This is a genomic window from bacterium, from assembly GCA_035308905.1.
In the GTDB taxonomy this organism is placed as follows: domain Bacteria; phylum Sysuimicrobiota; class Sysuimicrobiia; order Sysuimicrobiales; family Segetimicrobiaceae; genus DASSJF01.
Window position 1 is genome coordinate 15999 of record DATGFS010000005.1, and the last position, 18517, is coordinate 34515.

The window sequence follows — 18517 nt, forward strand, 5'->3', positions numbered from 1 at the left end:
GGTGTTCGGTAGTCTCCGTCCAACCAGTGGTCCTCGTTTCGGGCCCGATGCTATAATTATGTGATGGCTCAGTTCAAGATGGTCACAGATCAAGCTCCGGCCGGCGACCAGCCCCAGGCGATTGCGAAGCTCATTGAGGGCACAAGGCGCGGCGACCGCTACCAGACCCTGCTTGGAGTCACGGGCAGCGGCAAGACTTTTACTGTTGCGAAGGTCATAGAGGCGATCCAGCGACCCACGCTCGTGCTGGCCCACAACAAGACGCTGGCCGCACAGCTGTACGGCGAGATCCGGCAGTTCTTCCCCGACAACGCCGTGCGCTATTTCGTCTCCTACTACGACTACTACCAGCCCGAGGCGTACGTCCCGCAGACGGACCTCTACATCGCGAAGGACGCGTCCATCAACGACGAAATCGACCGGCTGCGGCACGCCTCGACGAAGGCCCTGATGGAGCGCCGCGACGTCGTCGTCGTGGCGTCCGTGTCGTGCATCTACGGCTTGGGCTCACCCCAAGACTACGAGGACGTCATGCTGTTCGTGCGCCGGGGCGAACGGCGGTCGCGCGACGACATCCTCCGCCGCCTCGTCGATATCCAGTACGAGCGCAACGACATCGACTTCGCGCGCGGGCGGTTCCGCGTGCGCGGCGACGTGATCGAGGTGTTTCCGGCCTACGAGGACCGCGCCGTGCGCATCGAGCTGTTCGGCGACGAGGTGGAGCGCATCCACGAGGTCAACCCGCTCACCGGCGAGATCCTGGACGGCAAGCCGGCGGTCGCGATCTGGCCCGCGAAGCACTGGGTGACCACGGCCTCCAAGCTCGAGCAGTCGCTCGGCCGCATCGAGGCCGAGCTGCGCGAGCGCCTGCAGTGGTTCAAGGACCAGGGCAAGCTGCTCGAGGCCCAGCGTCTGGAGTTCCGGACGAAGTACGACCTCGAGATGCTGCGGGAGGTCGGGTACTGTCCCGGCATCGAGAACTACTCGCGGCACCTCGCCGGCCGGGCCGCCGGGGAGCGGCCGGGCTGCCTCCTCGACTACTTCCCGAAGGACTTCCTGGTGTTCCTCGACGAGTCGCACGTCACCGTCCCTCAAGTTCGCGGCATGGTCGAGGGCGACCGGGCGCGCAAGCGGAACCTCGTGGACTTCGGGTTCCGCCTGCCGTCGGCGTTCGACAACCGGCCGCTGACATTCGAGGAGTTCGGCGCGCTGGTGCCGCAGGCGGTCTTCGTCTCCGCGACCCCCGGGCCGTACGAACTCGAGGTGTCGACGCAGGTGGTCGAACAGATCGTCCGGCCGACGGGGCTCGTCGATCCGCAGGTCGAGATCCGGCCGGCGAAGGGCCAGGTCGACGACCTCATCGCCGAGATCAAGGCGCAGGTGGAGAAAGGCGAGCGCACGCTGGTCACGACGCTGACCAAGCGCATGGCCGAGGATCTCGCCGACTACCTTCAGGAGATGGGCGTCAAGGTCCACTACCTGCACGCCGAGGTGGAGACGCTGCAGCGGGTGCAGATTTTGAAAGACCTGCGCCTCGGCACCTACGACGTGCTCGTCGGCATCAACCTGCTGCGCGAGGGCCTCGATCTGCCGGAAGTTTCGCTGGTGGCGATCCTCGACGCCGACCGCGAAGGCTATCTGCGATCCGAGACCAGCCTCGTGCAGACGATGGGCCGTGCCGCGCGGAACGTCGGCGGACGTGTGCTGCTGTACGCGGACGAGACGACCGACTCGATGCGCCGTGCCATCGAGGAGACGAACCGGCGCCGCGTGATTCAGGTGCGGTACAATGAGGAGCACGGGATCACCCCCCAGTCCATCGTGAAGCCCATTCTCGACCACATCGAGCTGCAGGAAGTGGCCGAGGACCCCGCCGGCTACGGTGGGGAGCAGGACGGCGCGGCCGCGAACGCGCCTGCGGCGCCCCGGACCGGCGCGGTATTGACCGCCGAGGAGCTGATCGGGCTGGCCGAGCAGCACCGCAGCCCGGTGTCGTGGGACATCGCGCGTCTGCTGATGCTGAGCCCGGCGGAGCTCGAGCAGACGATCGAGGCGCTGGAACGGGCGATGCGTCACGCGGCGGGCGAGCTGCAGTTCGAGAAGGCCGCGGCGCTGCGGGACCAGATCAACGAGCTGCGCAAGGGATTGGGCGAGCCGTTTTTCGCCGCGGCCGGCGGCCGCGGACGAGGCGGCCGGCCGCGGGGGCAGGGCGGGGCCCGAGGAAGACCAGGGCGGTCGTCCTGGCGCCGCCGTTAATTTCATCGTGGCCGGGAGCGGAGCGGACGGCGGGCATAGCGCGGGGCCGTCGAGCGGAGAATCGAACACTCAAGGAGCGGAGTAAGCAGGCGCATGCCCCTGGACCGGATCGTCGTGCGCGGCGCGCGCGAGCACAACCTGGCCGGCATCGATCTCGAGATCCCCCGCGACCGCTTGGTCGTGCTGACCGGGATTTCGGGCTCGGGCAAATCGTCGCTCGCGTTCGATACGATCTACGCCGAGGGACAGCGGAAGTACGTGGAATCGCTGTCGGCGTACGCGCGGCAGTTCCTCGGCCTGATGGAGAAGCCCGACGTCGACCACATCGAGGGGCTCAGCCCCGCGGTGTCGATCGACCAAAAGGGCGCCCCGCGCAACCCTCGATCGACGGTCGGAACGGTCACGGAAGTCTACGACTACCTGCGGCTGCTCTACGCGCGCGTGGGCGATCCGCACTGCCCGAAGTGCGGCCGGGCGATCTACCGCCAGACCCCGGAGCAGATGGTCGACCGCGTGCTGGAGATGCCGGCGGGCACCCGCATCCTGATCCTCGGGCCGATCGTCCGCGGGCGCAAGGGCGAGTACCGGCAGCTGTTCCAGGACCTGCGGCGCCAGGGGTTCGTCCGCGTCCGCGTGGACGGCGCGCTGTACGAGCTCGGCGAGGAGATCGCGCTCGACAAGAACCGCAAGCACACGGTCGAGGTGGTTGTGGATCGCCTGATCGTGCATCCGGACATCCGGTCGCGCCTCGCAGATTCGATCGAGACCGCGCTCAAGCTCGGGCAGGGCATCGTCGGCATCTCGATTGTGGATGGCGAAGAGCTGGTCTTGAGCCGCAACTTCGCCTGTCCGGAGTGCGGCATCAGCCTGCCGGAGGTCGAGCCGCGTCTTTTCTCGTTCAACGCGCCCTACGGCGCCTGTCCGGTCTGCACCGGACTGGGCTACAAGCAGGAGATCGATCCCGAGCTCGTGCTCGACCAGCACCTCTCGCTGTTCGACGGGGCGGTGGTGCCGTGGGCGGCGTCGACGAGCGAGTACTATCAGGAAGTCCTGCGGTCGCTCGCCGACCACTTCGGCGTGGACATGAGAGCACCGGTGCGGAAGCTGCCGAAGGAGTTCGTGCGGGCGCTGCTGCACGGGACCGACGACGACGAAGTGCGCCTCCGGTATCACAACCGCTGGGGCGAGCTGCGCAACTACACCGCGCCGTTCGAGGGGCTGATTCCGCAGCTCGAGCGCCGGTACAAAGAGAGCGATTCCGAGTACGTCAGGGAAGAGATCGAGCAGTACATGAGCAGCGCGCCGTGTCCGGTCTGCCGCGGCACGCGGCTGAAGAAGGAAGTGCTCTCGATCACGGTGGGCGGCCGGTCGATCGCGGAGGCGTGCGCCCTTACGGTGCGCGGCGCGCTGAAATTCTTCTCCGACCTGACGCTGGGCGAGCGGCAGCGCATGATCGCGCAGCAGGTGCTGAAGGAGATTAACGCGCGGCTGAAGTTTCTCGTCGACGTGGGGCTCGACTACCTCACGCTCGACCGCACCGCCAATACCCTCTCCGGCGGCGAGGCCCAGCGTATCCGGCTGGCGACGCAGATCGGGTCCGGCCTGATGGGTGTGCTGTACGTCCTCGACGAGCCGAGCGTCGGCCTGCACCAGCGGGACAACCGCCGGCTGATCAACACGCTGATCCGCCTGCGGGACCTCGGAAACACGATCATCGTGGTCGAGCACGACGAGGAGACGATTCGCGCGGCGGACTGGATCGTCGACATCGGCCCCGGCGCCGGGGCGCACGGCGGCCGGGTCGTGGCCTCCGGGCCGCTCGCGACGATCCTCCGGACGCCCGCGTCGGTGACAGGCCAGTATCTCACCGGGGCCCGCCGGATTCCGATCCCGGCCAAACGGCGCGCCGGCACCGGCGGCGCGATCGTGATCCGCGGCGCGCGCGAGCACAACCTCCGCGGGATCGACGTCCGGCTGCCGCTCGGCAAGTTCGTCTGCGTCACCGGGGTCTCCGGCTCGGGCAAATCGACCCTGATCGACGACATCCTCTACCGCTCGCTGGCACACCGGCTGCACGGCGCGCGCGGCCGCGCCGGCGCGCACGACCGCATCGACGGGCTCGACCTCGTCGACAAGGTCATCAACATCGACCAGTCCCCGATCGGCCGCACGCCGCGCAGCAACCCGGCGACCTACACGAAGACATTCGACCTGATCCGGGAGCTGTTCGCGACAACGCCCGACGCGCGGGTGCGCGGGTACAAGCAGGGCCGCTTCTCGTTCAACGTCCGGGGCGGCCGCTGCGACGCCTGCGAAGGCGACGGCATCGTGCGGATCGAGATGCACTTCCTGCCGGACGTGTACGTGCCGTGCGACGTCTGCAAAGGCCAGCGGTACAACCGGGAGACGCTGGAGGTCAAGTACAAGGGCCGGTCGATCGCCGACGTGCTGGACATGACGGTCGACGAGGGCATCGCGTTCTTCGACGCGATCCCGCGGATCCGGCGGAAGCTCCGAACGCTCGCCGACGTGGGGCTCGGCTATGTCAAACTGGGGCAGCCGGCGACGACCCTGTCCGGCGGCGAGGCCCAGCGCGTGAAGCTGAGCACGGAGCTGTCGCGGCGGGACACCGGCCAGACGGTCTACATTCTCGACGAGCCGACGGTCGGGCTGCACTTCGCGGACGTGCACCGGCTGCTCGAGGTGCTGCACCGGCTGGTCGACGCGGGCAACACGGTGATCGTTATCGAACACAACCTCGACGTGATCAAGACCGCCGACTGGATCGTCGACCTCGGACCGGAGGGCGGCGAGTTCGGCGGGACGGTGGTCGCGGAGGGGACGCCGGAGGACGTGGCGCAGGTGGCCGCATCCTACACCGGCCAATATCTGCGGCCGGTGCTGCGGGAAGCCGCGGCGGCGGCGGGTGCGTCGCGAAGCGGCGCGCGGGCCGGCTCCAACGGACGGGGCAGACTGATCGCCGGCGGAGCGACCAACGGGCGCGCCGCGGCGCGCGGCGTGGTGAAGGCGGCCCGCAGGCACAAGACCTCATAGGGGAGGACGGCATGGCGACGCAGCAGGTCGTGCTCTGGATGGAAGGCGAGCAGGGACCGCGGTTCGCCCTCGATACGGCCGGGATCGAGCGGGCCGGCGGAGTGACGCGGTTCGTCGCGTGCAAGACCGACGCCGAGCGGGTCGAGGCCGTGGCCCGCGCGCGCATCCTGGTCGCCGCCCACACGAAGATCACCGAGGATCTGTACCGGGCGGGGCCGCGGTTGGCCGGCGTAATCCGCACCGGCATCGGCCTCGACACCGTGGATATCCCGGCCGCGACGCGCCACGGGGTCTGCATCGCCCACGTGCCGGATTTCTGCTACGACGAGGTCGCCGACTCGACCTGGACGCTGCTGCTCGCGGTGGCGCGGAAACTGCCCGAAGGCGGCCGCCGCGTCCGGAGCGGCGAGTGGGTCCCGAACAACCTGCTGCCCGTGCACTCGCTGCGCGGCCGCACGCTCGGCCTCGTGGCGTTCGGGCACATCGGCCGCAAGGTGGCGGAGCGCGGACGGGCGTTCGGCATGCGGATCATCGCGGCGGATCCGTACGTGGACGAGGCCGCGATGGCCAAGGACGGCGTGGAGAAGGTCTCGTTCGAGGATCTGCTCGGCCGCGCCGACGTCGTCTCGCTGCACACGCCGCTCACGCCGGAGACGCGCGGCCTCATGAACGCGGCGGCGTTCGCCCGGATGAAGCCGGGGGCGATCTTGATCAACACGTCCCGCGGCCCCGTGGTCGACGAGCCCGCCCTGATCGAGGCGCTGCGGGCCGGACGCCTCGCCGGCGCCGGGCTCGACGTGCTCGCCGCCGAGCCGCCGGCCAAGGATAATCCGCTGTTTGCGATGGAAAACGTCGTGCTGACGCCGCACTCCTCGTCCACGACCGTTGAAGCGCTCGAGGACCTCGCGCGCAAGGTCAGCATGCAGGTCGTGCAGATGCTGCGGGGCGAGTGGCCGACGTATCTTGCGAATCGCGCGGTGCAGACGCGGGCGGACGCGCGCCTCACTGCCGGCCGGGTAGCCCCGTCGGGGCGGGGCGGGGCGGCGTCATGACGCCCAACCGCGCGAAGGCGCGCCTCCGCGAAGGGGGCATCGCGATCGGCACGATGATCTCCGAGCTGCGGACCGAGGAGGTCTCCTACGTCCTCGCCGCGGCCGGCTTCGACTTCTTCGTCATCGACACGGAGCACGCGTCGGCGAACTGGGAGACCGTGCAGACCCTCAGCCGGGCCGCGCGGAGCGCGGGCATCGTTCCGCTGGTCCGCGTGACGGACACCCTGTATTCGTTGATCGCCCGCGCGCTCGACGCCGGCGCGATGGGCGTCATGGTGCCGCACGTCGAGACCGCGGCGGATGCGCGCGAGATCGTGCGGTGCGTCAAGTATCCGCCGGTGGGGGAGCGCGGGTTCGGGCTTCGCGGCGCGGTGACGGACTACGGCCAGGTCTCCGCCGCTCAGGCGATCGAGTGGTCCAACGCGGAGACCCTCGTCTTCGCGCAGATCGAGAGCGGCCGCGCCCTCGATAACCTCGACGACATCGCAGCGGTGCCCGGGATCGACGTTCTGCTGGTCGGGCCGAACGACCTGGCGCTGTCGCTGGGGGTGCCGGGCGACCTGCTGCATCCGAAGCTGCAGGACGCGTACCGGCGCGTGGCGGCGGCCGCCACCCGCCACGGGATCGCCGGCGGGCTGCACCCCGGGGACCTCAAGGTGGTGGAGTGCGGGTGCACCGCGGGGATGCGCTGCCTGATGTACGCGTCGGACATCCGGATGCTGCTCGGCGCCGCGAAGCAGGCGGTCCAGGGCCTCCGCGCGCTGATGCCGGCGGACTCGCCGCCGGCCACCATGAAATCTAATCCGGCCGCGGCCCGCTAAGCCGCACGAGGTCCCGACGGCGCGGACGGAGCCGGTCCGCGCCGTCGGGCATTTCCGGCGCACAGGTATAATAAATTGTCATGAGTCAGGAGTCGTCGGTCCACACCGAAACGCCGCTCGCCGAGCGGGTGGCCAACCTCCCCGCCAAGCCCGGCGTCTACCTGATGAAGGACGGCGCCGGCCGGGTGATCTACGTCGGCAAGGCGTCGTCGCTGCGCGCACGGGTGCGCCAGTACTTCCAGCCCGGTCACACCGACAGCCCGCGGATCCTGCACCTGATCTCGAGGATCCGGGACGTCGAGACCGTGGTCTGCGCCAACGAGGTCGAGGCGCTGATCCTGGAAGCGACGCTCATCAAGCGGCACCGGCCGTGGTACAACGTCAGGCTGGCCGACGATAAGGCGTATCCGTACCTCAAGCTCACCAACGAGCCGTTTCCGAAGATCGTGATGACGCGCAAGGTCGCCCGCGACGGCGCGAAGTACTTCGGCCCGTATCCGTACCACGAGCCCAAGCTTGTCGGCCGGACGATCCGGCTGATCCGCCGGCTGTTCAAGCTGCGAACCTGCAACATCGAGATCACGCGCGACCTGCCGCGGCCGTGCCTCGACTACTACATCGGCCAGTGTAGCGCGCCGTGTGTCGCGTGGGGCGCGAACGCGGAGCAGTACGCGGAGCAGGTCCGGCAGGCGGGGGACTTCCTCGACGGCCGGCACGATGCGCTGCGCAAGGACCTCGAGGCCCAGATGACCGCGGCCGCGGAGGGGCTGGAGTTCGAGCGCGCCGCGGCCCTGCGGGACCAGCTGCGCGGGCTCGAAGCGCTTCAGGAGCCCCAGCGGATGGTGTCCGAGGGCGGCGAGGACCGCGACATCGTCGCGGTGGCGCAGGACGGCGACGCCGGCTGCGTCCAGATGTTCATGGTCCGCGGCGGACGGGTCACCGGGCAGGAGCACGTCATGCTGCAGGGGACGCGCGGCGTGCCGCCGGCCGAAACCCTGCGCGCGTTTCTCACGCAGTTCTACGAGGCCTCCACGACGGTGCCGCCCGAGATCCTGGTGCCGGAGCCGATCCCGGATCACGATGTGATCGAGCGCTGGCTCGGCGAGCGGCGCGGCGCGCGCGTCCGGATCGTGCAGCCGCAGCGGGGGGACCGCGCGCGGCTCGTCTCGCTCGCCCGCGACAACGCGGCGCTGCATCTCGCGCAGGAGGCGGCGCGGCACGGCGGCGGCGCCGGCCCCGGCGTGCACGAGCTGCAGGCGCTGCTGCATCTCGAATCACCGCCGGTGCGCGTCGAGTGCTTTGACGTCAGCAACTTCCAGGGCGGCGAGACCGTGGCGTCGATGGTCGTGGCCGAGGGCGGCCGCGTTCGGCCCCGGGAGTACCGGCGGTTCAAGATGAAGACGGCCGAGGGGCCCGACGACGTGGCGATGATGCGCGAGGTCCTCGCGCGGCGCTTTGCGCGCGCGCGCGAGGAGCAGGACCGGCTCGATCGCGACGAGCCGATCCGTCCGAAGTGGGCCGTCCTGCCGGACATCGTCCTGCTCGACGGCGGCCGCGGTCAGTTGAGCGCGGCGCGGGACGTGCTGTTCGAGTACAACCACATGATTCCGGCGATCGCGCTGGCGAAGGGCCAGGACCTGATCTACGTCGAGGGGCTGTCCGAGCCGATCGCGCTGCCGGCGGACTCCCCGGCGCTGCAGCTGCTGCAGCGGCTGCGCGACGAGGCCCACCGGTTTGCCAATGCCTATCATCAGCACCTGCGGGGGCGCCGGATCGTGTTCTCGGCGCTGGACGAGATCCCGGGCATCGGCGAGCGCCGGAAGCGCGCCCTGATCCGGCACTTCGGCTCCGTGCGCGGCATCCGGGCGGTGAGCGCGGCGGAGATCGCCGCGGTCGAGGGCATCGGCGCCGTCCAGGCCGAGCGCATCTACCAGTACTTGCGCGAGCATCCCGACTCCGCGGGGCGGCACGGCCCCGACTCCGCGGGGCGGCACGGTCCGGCGTGACCCCGTCTGCGCGGGGCGGGGCGGCCGGGGCCCCTCGCGTGCTGCGGGCCCGCGGGCTCGCCCTCGACCTTGCCCCGCGGCCGCTCGTGGTCGGCGTGTTGAATGCGACGCCGGACTCTTTCTACGACCAGGGCCGGTACTACGCGCGCGACCGCGCGCTGGCCCGCGCCGACGAGCTCGTCACCGAAGGCGCCGATCTTGTGGAGGTCGGAGGGGAGACCGCGCGGCCGGGGCCCCCGGTGGACGTCGCGGAAGAGCAGCGCCGCGTGGCCCCGCTGATCGGCGCGCTCGCCGTGCGGCTGCCGGTGCCGCTGACCGTCGACACTTACAAACCGGAGGTCGCGCGCGCCGCGGTCGACGCCGGCGCGGTGCTCATCAACGACATCAGCGGCCTCGCCGACCCCGCGATGGCGGAGGTCGCCGCGTCGACCGGGGCGGCGCTCGTCGTGATGCATATTCAGGGCCGGCCGAAGGTCCGGCAGGCGGCGCCGCGCTACGACGCCGTCGTGGACGAGGTCTACGCGTTTCTCGAAGAGCGCACCGCGCGGGCGCGGGCGCTGGGAGTCCCGGGCGACCGGCTGCTCGTCGATCCCGGCTTCAGCTTCGGCAAGACCCCGTACCACGACGTGGAAATACTGCGGCGCCTCGGGGAGTTCTCGCGATTGGGCTATCCGATCTACCTGGCCACGTCGCGCAAGAATTACATCCGCGACATCCTCGCGCTGCCGGTGGAGGATCTGCTCGAAGGCACCCTGGCCGCGGTCGCGTACGGCGTCGCGCAGGGCGCGCAGCTGGTTCGGACGCACGACGTGCGGGCGGTGGCCCGCGTGATTCGGATGACGCTCGCGATCATGCGCGGCCCGGATGATGCTGCGGACGCGGCGGCCCCCCGGCGCGGCGGCAGCGTGGCGGCGGGCCGGGAGAGCGGATCGGGAGAGGAGAACGGCGGATGAGGCAGGCGGGACGCGTGAAGGCGCGACGCAGCGGACGGGTCCAGAACGGCTCGCGGCCGGCGGCGCCCGGTCTCGGCGGCGGCGCCGCGGGCAACGGCCGGACCGCCATCGACAAGCCGGCGATCGAAGGCGCCGTGCGGACGATCATCCGGGCGATCGGCGAAGATCCGAACCGCGAAGGGCTCGCCGGCACGCCGCGGCGGATCGCGGCGATGTACGCGGAGCTGTTCTCCGGCCTGCATGCGAACCCGGTCGATGTGCTGGCGGTCGGTTTCGATGAGGACCGGCATAAGGAGATGGTGATCGTCAAGGACATCCCGTTCGAGTCGACCTGCGAACACCATTTCCTCCCGATGCACGGCGTTGCCCACGTGGGGTACATTCCCAACGGCCGGATTGTCGGCATCAGCAAGATCGCGCGGCTTGTCGAGGTACTGGCGCGGCGCCCGCAGGTGCAGGAGCGGCTGACGTCGCAGGTGGCGGACCTCTTAATGGAGGGTCTGAAGGCGCGCGGTGCGGCGGTCGTGATCGAGGCGACGCACCTCTGCATGACCATGCGGGGAGTGCGAAAGCCGGGCAGCAAGGTCGTGACCTCGGCCAATCGCGGCATCTTCCGCGAGAACCCGAGCACCCGCGCGGAGTTCATGTCGCTGATCGGCCACCGTTAAGCTCAGGGTCGGCCGGCGCGACAGCGGGTTGCCGCCTCTGCTATAATCGGTTGCGGCGGTGCGGGAGTAGCTCAGAGGTAGAGCGTCTCCTTGCCAAGGAGAAGGCCGTGGGTTCAAGTCCCATCTCCCGCTCCAACCCGACGGCGACGTAGCCAAGTGGCAAGGCAGGGGTCTGCAAAACCCCCATTCGGCGGTTCGAATCCGCCCGTCGCCTCCATTTTAACCGCAGGCTCTCCTCGCCGGCCCACCGGACCGTGACCGCAAGGGCCGGCGCCGTGTTTCGCGAACGTACCCGACCGGGCGAGTGTCGGAATAGGCAGACGAGGGGGACTTAAAATCCTCTGGCCTGATCGGCCGTGTGGGTTCGACTCCCACCTCGCCCACCACCGCCGAGGGATGGACTGCTGATGGACAAGCCGCGCAGCGCGGTTCCCGGACGGGTCGGCGTCGCCCTGATCGCGGCAGCCTGCGTCGTGGCAGGCGCGGCGGCCGGCGGGCGTGCGGCGCCGCCGTCCACGTTCACGGCGTTCGACGTCCCCGGGGCCGCCGACACCTACGCGTTTGGCATCAACAACAACGGCCAGATCGCCGGCAATTACGATGACGAAAACCAGCGGTCCCACGGATTCCTCCGCAGCCCGGCCGGGGTCATCACGAAGTTCGACGTCCCCAACGCCGCCAGCACGGACGCGTCCGACATTAATAACGGCGGGCAGATCGTCGGGGACTTCCGTGACGCGGACAAGGCCTCGCACGGATTCATCCGCGCGGCCGACGGAACGTTCTCGACCTTTGACGTCCCGGGCGCGGCCAACACCTTCGCGAACGGCGTCAACGACGCCGGACAGATCGTCGGCAGCATCGAGGACGCGGCCCATCGGTCGCACGGCTACGTTCGCACGCCGGCCGGCGCGGTCGCCACGTTCGACGCCCCCAACGGCTTCACGACCGTGGCGAACGGGATCAACGGCGCGGGGCAGGTCTCCGGCTTCTATCGCGACCGGAACGGCGACTATCACGGTTTCATCCGGAGCAGCGCCGGCGCGTTCACCACGGTCGACGTCCCGCGCGCCACCGCCACGGTGGCCTATGCCATCAACAGCGCCGGACAGGTCATTGGATATTTCCGGGACGCCGACGAGGTGTCGCACGCGTTCGTGCGCGCCCCCACAGGCGGCATCGCCGTCGTCGATATTCCCGGCGCCGCCGGCACGGCCGGATACGGCCTCAACGCGTCCGGGCAGATTGTCGGGACGTTCGACGATGCGAACGACAAGACCCACGGGTTCGCCGGAAGGCGCTAGTTCGCCTCACCTGGTCGTGGAATGGCGGGACAGCCACGCGGCGCAGGCCCGCGGCGATCGTAGACGCACCACGGTGAGATGCGCGATCGCCGGATCTTGTGACGCGGCGCCGTACGTGCGGCGGTTCTTCCGATAGGTCCGGAGCGTTCAGAGGAAGACCGAATCCCTGCTGAAGAGCGCGGTGCGCAGATCCTCCCGATTGCCGGACCACAGTTCCTGCCGGGTGACCATCCGGCGGACCGTCCGCCGTAGAAGCCGCCAGAGGATGACCGGCAGCGGATAGTCGAGCCATACGATTGTGTCCGCCCGGCTCCACACAATATCCCGCACGATACTGTAATTTCCGTCGACCACCCACGCGTCGATCTCCACCGCATGCCGGACCCTGTCGCGAAACTTATCGGGCGGCGCTTCCGTCCAATTCGGCTGCCAGTGGAGCGCGTCGAGTTCGACGTGCGAATAACCCAGCCGCGCGGCAAGGCGGCGCGCCAGGGCCGTCTTGCCCGAGCCGCTCGTTCCGACCACGACGACTCTCCGCACGCCACCAGTCTACCGATTCGGCCGGGCGGATGCGACGTGGTTTATTCGGCGAAGGGCGCCTCGCGGACGAGAAGACTCAGGCGAAGAGTCGCTGGAGGCAGGCACGCCGTGTCGCTGCACGCCTGATAACGGACCGCGATCTCGAGCCGCAGATCACCCGTCCCCGCCGCGACGGCAAACGTCACGGGTATCTGACCCCGGATCGTCCCGTCGAGCACCGAGAACGTTTCGTCGAGGCCCTCGACGCGGTGGGGGCGGCCGGCCGGCCACGCGGGTGCGCCGGCGTCGATCCCTGCCACCGGTGTGACCTCGGCGCCGAGCGCGGTGTACCCTGCCGGGACCGGCGCCGTGTACACGTGCCACCCGTTTTTGACCGTCATCTCGAGCGTCAGACGCAGCTGTTGATACGGCCGGTACTCCGGCGCATCGAAGTAGCCGCGCACCTCGACGGCGTCGCTCCCGGCCACAGCCTCGGGCCCGTGCCGCGGGGACGCGATGCCCAGGGCCGACTCCAGCAGGCCCGTTCCGGTGTCCCGGATCCGGTATTTTGGATGGAACCGCTTCTCGGCGACGACGCCGTAGCGGTCGAGCAGGAAGACGGCCGGATAGGCGACCCCGCGCTGGTCATCCCGGACCTGGCGCCCGAACTCCGCGTGATGACGGTCCAGGTCGTCGTCCAGCATCCCCAGGTCGCGAATGACCCGGCTGCCCTCATCGGCCAGCAGCGGATACGTGATCCCGTGCTTTGCCGCGAACCCGGCCAGCGTTTCCACCGAGTCGTAACTGATCGCAAACAGCGCGATATCGGCGCGGTCGAGATCCGCGGCGATCTTCTGCAGCTCGACGAGCTGCGTTTTACAGTAGGGTCACCACCGCGCGCTGCGGTGGAAGACCACAAGCGCCCTGCGGCCCCCTCGCGCCTGCTGAAGGCGCACGGGGACTCCGGCTTGATCCGGCAGCGTGATGTCGGGAAACCGCGTTCCGATCGCCGGACCCTTTCGGGTCAACTCGTCCGGCATTCGACCCTCCGCCGAGATTGCGTTGCCCGTTACAACGAGCGGCCGGGCGGTTTTCTTCCGAGGAGGCGGCCCGGTGCGACGGGGGGCGGAGCATCCCGCAGCCTTTATCGAATCTTTACGCGAATATTGCACGATTCAACGGAGCGGCGTGCCGCCGGTGCTCGGTCTGTGGCGGCGACCCGAACACGCGGGGAGACGATGTGACGGGACGGACCCAGCCCACGGTGCTTGTCGTCGATGACGACCACAAACTCATCGCGCTCGTCCGGATGTACCTCGAGCGCGACGGGTTCACCGTCGTCCCGGCGTACGACGGGCGTCAGGCGCTGGACCTGTTCGCGCGGCACCGCCCCGGCTTCGTGATCCTCGACGTCATGCTTCCGGAGATGGACGGCGTCGCCGTGTGCCGGGCGCTGCGCAAGCGTTCCGAGGTCCCGATCCTCATGCTGACCGCGCGGGTTGAGGAGAGCGACAAACTGTCGGGCCTCGCGGTCGGCGCGGACGACTACGTCACGAAGCCGTTCAGCCCGCGCGAGCTGGTAGCCCGGGTGCACGCCATTTTGCGGCGGGCCGGTTCCGGCGGGGCGCCCGCGCCGCGGATCGTCCGGGGCGATCTGCTCATGGATCTCGAGCGGCACGAGGTCTTCGTCGGCGGCCGGGAAGTGCGCCTCACGGTGATCGAGTACAAGCTGCTGCAGGCGCTGATGGAGTTTCCCGGCCGCGTGTTCACCCGCGAACAGCTGCTGACGCACGTCTACGCGTTCAACGAGGTCGCGGTCATCGATCGGACGGTCGACGTGCACGTGGGCAAGCTGCGGGAGAAGCTGGGCGACGATCCCGTCCGCCCGCGGTACATCGAAACGGTGCGGGGGGTCGGCTACCGGCTGCTCGAGCCGACGCGTCCGAAACGTGCGGGATAAGCTGCTCTGGCGGCTCCTCGGCGCGCAGCTGCTGGTGATCGCCATCGCCGTGGCGATCTCCGGCGCGCTCATCATGGACCGCGCCGCCCAGTTCTTCATGGTCATCATGACGCGCTACCACATCGACCCCACGGTCGTGGAGCGGGATTTCGTGGACGCGATCCAACGCGTGCTGGTCGCCGGCAGCGTCGCCGCCGCGGCGGTGGCAATGCTGCTGGGCTGGATCCTCGTCCGCCGGCTGGTCCGCCCGATTTCGGATATGATGCTCCTCGCCGAGCGGATCGCCGCCGGCGACTACGCGCAGCGGGTCGAGACGCGAGGCCCCGACGAGCTCGTGCGGCTCGCGGATTCCCTCAACCGCATGGCGGCCTCGCTGGAGCGTGTCGAATCGCTCCGCCGCGATCTTGTCGCGAACGTGGCGCACGAGCTGCGCACGCCGCTCAGCACGCTGCAGGGCTACCTCGAGGGGCTGCGGGACGGCGTCGTGCCGGTCAGCCGCGAGACCCTGGCATCGCTGCACGAGGAGGTGCTGCGGCTGGTCCGTTTGGTCGACATGCTGCAGCAGCTCAGCCGCTTCGACGCGCGGATGTCCGGACTGCAGCGCACGCGGTTCGACGCGGGCGTCCTCGCGCAGCAGATCGCGGCGCTGTACCATCCGGAGCTGAGCGCCCGGAACCTGCGCGTGACCGTCGTCGCCGGCGCGCCGCGGCCCGAGGTGGAGGCCGACGCCGATCTCGTCGGACAGGCGCTGCGCAACCTGCTCGACAACGCGCTGCGGTACGCGTCCGCGGGCACGGACATCACGGTGCGGGCGGCCTCGCTCGACGGGGGCGTGCGGCTGGCGGTGGAGAATGTCGGGGAGGGGATCGCCCCCGACGACCTGCCGCACATCTTCGAGCGGTTCTATCGCGGGGAGAAGTCCCGCTCGCGGGATACCGGCGGCGCGGGGATCGGCCTCGCGCTGGTGCAGGAGATCGCCCGCGCCCACGGCGGGGACGCGGGCGCAGAGAGCACGCCCGGAGGCACGATCGTCTGGTTGACGCTGTCGAACGCGGGCCGCTGATCCGGAGCGGCGGCGCCGCGCGCGGAGGGGCTCGATGACCAACGTTCGGCCGCTTACGGCCGCGGATCTCGACTGGGTCCCGGCCCTCACCGACGCGGCGTTCTGCCGGATATCGGAAGCGCTGTACGGCCGGCCGCGCACGCCGCCCTTGTTTCCGCCGCACCAGTTTTCGTACCGGCTGGCCGTGGATCGCGACGGTTGTTTCGCGGCCTTCGACGGCGAACGCCCCGTGGGCGCCCTGTTCTCGGTGGCGCGCGGCCCGTTGGCATGGGTCGGTCCGATCGCCGTCGCGCCCGACGTGGAGAACCAGGGGATCGGTCAGGCGCTGATGGCCGCGTGTCTCGAGAGTTGGGCGCGGCGCGGCGTCCGGCTCGCGGGCCTCGAGACGTTTCCGTCGAGCCCGAAGCATCTTCATCTCTACGCGAAAGCGGGGTTCCGGCCGGGGTGGACCGGTCTCGGCGTGCGGAAAGAGTGGAGCCCGCCGCCGGCAGCGCCCGCCGCGCCGGCCGCCGCGGCCTCGCCCCCCGCCGCCGTCCAGTGGCCGGACGGCGTGGCCATCTCGGGCGACCCGCCGTCCCTCGACTTCGTCTATCCCGGGCTCGATCTGCGCGCCGAGGCGGAGACGACGCGGCGTCAGGAGATCGGCGAGTTACTGGTGACGGACGGCGGCTGCGCGTTGTGCCACGTCCGCAGCACCTTTCATCCCCGGCCGGGCAGCACCTTCGTGCCGTTCCTCGCCGCCCGCGACGCGGCGGCGTTCGACCGGTTGCTGCGGGCGGCGGAGTGCCTCGCGGCGCGGGCCGGATGCCACGCGGTCAGCCTGCGCCTGCCCGGCTCGTGCTGGCGGGCGTACCGGCATCTCGCGGACCGCGGGTACCGCGACATGGGCGCGATGCTTCGGATGAAACGCGGCGAACGTCCCGACTACGATCACGCGGATCTCTTGTACTGCGACAACTGGCTGTAGATGCCGCCCCGGCAGTCAGCGGCTGCCGGGCACGCGACCGGCGAGGTTCGGCTGGCGGAGCTCGCGCAGCGCGCGGGCGAGGTAGGGGGCCGCGTCGGACGGACGTTTCTGGTCGATCAGGAATTCGCCCAATTCGTTCGCGGCGGCGGCGAGATCGGCGCGCATGGCGAGGTGTTCGAACGACGCGATCGCCTGCTTGTAGTGCCGCACCGCGTCGGCCGGGTGGCCCTGCGCGCGCGTGAGCCGGGCCCGCACGAGGGTGATCCGCGCCGCCTCGGTCGTGTCCTTGAGCCGGCGGGTGAGACGCTCCGCTTCCGTCAGCGCCTCTTCCGCCTCCGCCAGTGCGCCGGTCGCGATCAGCGCCCGGGCCAGCTCGGTCAGGCTCCGCGCGCGTCCGGGATCGTCGCCGAGCTGCTGCTTGATGTGCAGGCTGCTCCGCAGCTGCTCGATCGCGTCGCGCACGTCGCCGCGCTCCAGGAGCATGATCCCCATGCTCGTACGCGCCTGCGCGAGGAGCCGGATGTCTTCCAGCAGCTCGAAGATGTGCTCCGCGCGCGCGAGGTGCGCGAGGGCGGTGTCGGGGCGTCCGGCGTCGCGGTGCGCGATGCCCAACTGGACGTGGACGAGGCCGATGCGGCGCAGGTCCTGCGTCGGTTCGAGCAGCGCGAGCGCTTCGCGGTACCAGCGCGCCGCTTCTTGGTGCTCGCCTGCCTCCTGATACGTGTTGCCGAGGTTCAGCAGCAGCGCCCCCGCGAGCGACACGTCCGGTTCGCCGTCCGCCTGCACCCGGCGATGCGCCTCGAGGAAGTGTTCCCGGGCCGTCGTGAGGTCGCGCTCGTAGTAGGAGATCAGCCCGAGCACGTGGCTGATGCGCGCGAGGTGGCGGGGCTCCTGGATCTCGCCGGCGAGGTCGCGCGCGTGCGCGACGTTCTCCCGGGCGAGGTCGAACTGGCGGAGCCCGGCGAGCGCGGAGCCGAGCCCGCAGCAGGCCTCCGCCTCGGCGTTCTTGTCGTCGTGCTGCCGGGCGATCGTGCGGGTCTGCGTGAACGTCTCCGCGGCCTGCGTGAATTCACCCTGCTTGAGCAGCGCCCAGCCGAGGCTCAGCAGGGTCTGGAGCGCCCGGCGGCCGAGGGGCGTGCTCTCTTCGAGGAAGTAGCCGATCGGCCGCTGCAGCCGCTTCGCGAGCAGGATCAACGTTTCGATCGACGGCTTCGCCCGGTCTTTTTCAATGAGGCTGATGAAGCCCTTCGTGAGCTCGGTGCCGCCGAGCTGCGATTGGGTGAGGCGCAGTTCTTTGCGCCGCCCGCGGATCCGTTCGCCGAGCGACAGCATCCCGTTCCTCCGGAGTGGTCGGGTGGATGAGGTCTGCGACGTGCCCCCGAACTCCGCGCGAGTTAGGCTCAACGGCGGGCGCTTCCTCCGACAATCCGTCAACCGGGTCTGCGGACAGTTTAATGGTACAATATGCGTAACGGCGCTGCACGCTCTGTTATAATCGGCTGTGCCGGCCCACTCTGCGGCCGGCCACGATACGGTGAAAGTACGGGCCCACGTAGCTCAGGCGGCAGAGCGTGTCCTTGGTAAGGACAAGGTCACCGGTTCGAATCCGGTCGTGGGCTCCAGGAACCGCCCCCAAGCCCGATCACAGCGGGGTTTTCCCGTGCACCGATGAGCGATGGGGGTACTCGCGAGATCGGATGCATCGGCTCGCGGGCGTACGGAATCGGATAAGGCGCGGGAAGACGGCGCGAACGGAGGCCGGAGATGGCGAAGGCGAAATTTGAGCGGACGAAGCCGCACGTCAACGTGGGGACGATCGGGCACGTGGACCACGGGAAGACGACGCTGACGGCGGCGATCACGGGGGTGCTGGCGAGCCTGGGGAAGACGAAGG

15 protein-coding genes, 4 tRNA genes and 2 pseudogenes are annotated in these 18517 nt (G+C 69.8%); 16 read left to right on the forward strand and 5 right to left on the reverse strand.

The genetic code is table 11. The features are described 5' to 3' along the window. Window positions 1-63 precede the first annotated feature (63 nt). From uvrB to VKT83_01675, 11 genes are all read left to right on the forward strand, one after another. Window positions 64-2256 (forward strand): excinuclease ABC subunit UvrB, encoded by a 2193-nt coding sequence (gene uvrB, locus VKT83_01625; GenBank protein ID HLY21146.1) that lies wholly within the window; start codon window positions 64-66, stop codon window positions 2254-2256. Window positions 2257-2349: 93 nt separating this feature from the next. Then, on the forward strand, window positions 2350-5310 hold the full coding sequence (gene uvrA, locus VKT83_01630) for an excinuclease ABC subunit UvrA (protein HLY21147.1): 2961 nt from the start codon (window positions 2350-2352) through the stop codon (window positions 5308-5310). 11 nt (window positions 5311-5321) lie between these two features. After that, window positions 5322-6362 (forward strand): C-terminal binding protein, encoded by a 1041-nt coding sequence (locus tag VKT83_01635; protein ID HLY21148.1) that lies wholly within the window; start codon window positions 5322-5324, stop codon window positions 6360-6362. Continuing rightward, entirely contained in the window at window positions 6359-7183 is an 825-nt protein-coding gene (locus VKT83_01640; protein ID HLY21149.1) for an aldolase/citrate lyase family protein, read from the forward strand. Before VKT83_01635 ends, VKT83_01640 begins: the two co-directional genes overlap by 4 nt. Window positions 7184-7263: 80 nt before the next feature. Then, the gene (gene uvrC, locus VKT83_01645) at window positions 7264-9189 is read left to right on the forward strand and encodes an excinuclease ABC subunit UvrC (GenBank protein HLY21150.1); all 1926 of its coding nucleotides are present in this window, start codon (window positions 7264-7266) and stop codon (window positions 9187-9189) included. Next, complete coding sequence (folP, locus tag VKT83_01650; protein ID HLY21151.1) at window positions 9186-10142, forward strand: dihydropteroate synthase; 957 nt, start codon at window positions 9186-9188, stop codon at window positions 10140-10142. The genes uvrC and folP overlap by 4 nt, the downstream gene beginning before the upstream one ends. Then, window positions 10139-10810: a GTP cyclohydrolase I FolE gene (folE, locus tag VKT83_01655; protein HLY21152.1), complete on the forward strand. Its 672-nt coding sequence runs from the start codon at window positions 10139-10141 to the stop codon at window positions 10808-10810. Before folP ends, folE begins: the two co-directional genes overlap by 4 nt. Window positions 10811-10870: 60 nt before the next feature. Then, window positions 10871-10945, forward strand: a tRNA-Gly gene (locus tag VKT83_01660). 7 nt (window positions 10946-10952) lie between these two features. Continuing rightward, window positions 10953-11027 (forward strand) — tRNA-Cys (locus VKT83_01665). 81 nt (window positions 11028-11108) lie between these two features. Beyond that, window positions 11109-11196 (forward strand) — tRNA-Leu (locus tag VKT83_01670). A gap of 21 nt (window positions 11197-11217) precedes the next feature. Beyond that, on the forward strand, window positions 11218-12114 hold the full coding sequence (locus tag VKT83_01675; GenBank protein ID HLY21153.1) for a hypothetical protein: 897 nt from the start codon (window positions 11218-11220) through the stop codon (window positions 12112-12114). A gap of 6 nt (window positions 12115-12120) precedes the next feature. Here VKT83_01675 and VKT83_01680 read toward each other — a convergent pair. From VKT83_01680 to VKT83_01695, 4 genes and pseudogenes are all read right to left on the reverse strand, one after another. Then, window positions 12121-12654: pseudogene (locus tag VKT83_01680) on the reverse strand (AAA family ATPase). A 41-nt stretch (window positions 12655-12695) separates the two neighbouring features. Continuing rightward, window positions 12696-13121 (reverse strand): protein-disulfide reductase DsbD N-terminal domain-containing protein, encoded by a 426-nt coding sequence (locus tag VKT83_01685; GenBank protein HLY21154.1) that lies wholly within the window; start codon window positions 13119-13121, stop codon window positions 12696-12698. A 93-nt stretch (window positions 13122-13214) separates the two neighbouring features. Continuing rightward, window positions 13215-13508, reverse strand: a pseudogene (locus VKT83_01690) (redoxin domain-containing protein). 12 nt (window positions 13509-13520) lie between these two features. Continuing rightward, window positions 13521-13673 carry a hypothetical protein gene (locus tag VKT83_01695; GenBank protein HLY21155.1) on the reverse strand — a complete coding sequence of 51 codons (153 nt, stop codon included), beginning with the start codon at window positions 13671-13673 and terminating at the stop codon, window positions 13521-13523. Between the two features lie 200 nt (window positions 13674-13873). On the opposite strand from VKT83_01695, the gene VKT83_01700 reads away from it, so the two are divergent. Genes VKT83_01700 through VKT83_01710 form a run of 3 tightly spaced genes read left to right on the forward strand, consistent with a single transcriptional unit; the run spans window position 13874 to window position 16623 of the window. Next, window positions 13874-14593, forward strand: coding sequence for a response regulator transcription factor (locus VKT83_01700; GenBank protein ID HLY21156.1), 720 nt, complete (start codon window positions 13874-13876; stop codon window positions 14591-14593). Continuing rightward, window positions 14583-15656: an ATP-binding protein gene (locus tag VKT83_01705; protein HLY21157.1), complete on the forward strand. Its 1074-nt coding sequence runs from the start codon at window positions 14583-14585 to the stop codon at window positions 15654-15656. Before VKT83_01700 ends, VKT83_01705 begins: the two co-directional genes overlap by 11 nt. A gap of 34 nt (window positions 15657-15690) precedes the next feature. Continuing rightward, window positions 15691-16623, forward strand: coding sequence for a GNAT family N-acetyltransferase (locus tag VKT83_01710; GenBank protein ID HLY21158.1), 933 nt, complete (start codon window positions 15691-15693; stop codon window positions 16621-16623). Between the two features lie 15 nt (window positions 16624-16638). Here the strand turns inward: VKT83_01710 and VKT83_01715 are convergent, their stop codons facing one another. Continuing rightward, on the reverse strand, window positions 16639-17955 hold the full coding sequence (locus tag VKT83_01715; protein HLY21159.1) for a tetratricopeptide repeat protein: 1317 nt from the start codon (window positions 17953-17955) through the stop codon (window positions 16639-16641). A 214-nt stretch (window positions 17956-18169) separates the two neighbouring features. Here VKT83_01715 and VKT83_01720 point away from each other — a divergent pair. Both VKT83_01720 and VKT83_01725 read left to right on the forward strand, forming a co-directional pair. Beyond that, a tRNA-Thr gene (locus VKT83_01720) sits at window positions 18170-18245 on the forward strand. A gap of 142 nt (window positions 18246-18387) precedes the next feature. Then, window positions 18388-18517 (forward strand): GTP-binding protein (locus VKT83_01725; GenBank protein ID HLY21160.1); only part of this gene is annotated, 130 nt, incomplete at its 3' end.